The sequence below is a fragment of the Streptomyces sparsus genome, from assembly GCF_054776295.1.
This window is the reverse complement of the sequence record NZ_BAAHCA010001334.1, coordinates 1-1000: the sequence shown is the minus strand read 5'-3', so window position 1 is coordinate 1000 and position 1000 is coordinate 1. Positions and strand designations below refer to the sequence as shown.

General features: G+C 76.0%; 1 protein-coding gene. It reads right to left on the bottom strand.

Annotated features, from left to right (window positions below; translation table 11 throughout):
• Positions 1–42 precede the first annotated feature (42 nt).
• Positions 43–1000 (bottom strand): FAD-dependent monooxygenase (locus ACYVE9_RS28255; RefSeq protein WP_461030730.1); only part of this gene is annotated, 958 nt, incomplete at its 5' end.

Genomic DNA, 1000 nt, shown 5'->3' with positions numbered 1-1000 from the left:
GACCGCGGTCGGGGATTCCGGACGGGCGACCCTCGTGCGGGGTCACCCGCGTTCGTACAGGTTGCGAGCACCGTGGCGGAGCAGCGTGTCGCGCAGCACCGCAGGCATGCCCCTGGTCCGGTCCCGGCGACGCGTCTGCTGCCGGACCCATCGGGTGCGGGGCAGTCGGCGGGCGCGGTACCGCTGGAGTCGGGTGAGCGGGTCCTGGTCGGCGGCGAGCGTCTCGGCGAGCACGAGGGCGTCCTCCACCGCCATGGCCACGCCCTGCGCCATGTTCGGGGAGGCGGCGTGTGCCGCGTCCCCGATGAGCACGACCCGTCCGTCGGTCCACGTCTCGTCCGGCACCTCCTCCACCGGGGAGCGGTGCGGTTCGGCGGCGGCGGGCGTGGCCAGCAGGGCGCCCACGCGCGGGTCGAAGCCGGCGAACAGGTCCGCCAGCCGTGCGTCGCCGGCCGCCTGCCCTCCTGCGGCGGCCGGCCGGGTCCGGGTCGACCGGTCTGCGTAGCAGCACACCCGGCCGCCGCCGACGGGGTAGGCGAGAAAGGTGAGGCCGCAGCCGAGCCAGACCGTCCAGCGGTCGATGCCGCAGGGGTCGTCCGTCAGGAAACGCCAGGACGCCTGTCCGAGGAAGCGGGGCCCGGCCTGCGGCCGGATCAGGGCGCGGAGGCCCGAGCGGATGCCGTCCGCCCCGACCACCACGTCGTAGCGGCCACCACCACCGTCGGTGAACACCACGTCCACCCCGCCGGAGTCCGTGGTCAGTGAGCGCACGGTGACGCCGAACCGTACCGGGACCGTCAGGTCCTCGCGGAGGGCCGCGTGCAGTTCGGCGCGTGTGGTGCCGACGCACTCCCCCACGTCCTGCCAGAGGTCGGCCATGCCCAGGTCGGCCAGCACGCGCCCGCGCCGGTCGCACAGCTGCTGGCTGCGGATCGGCGCGCCCCTCGTGGCCGAGCGGGCGGCCACCCCGAGACCGGCGAGCGCCCGCACGCCGTTGCCG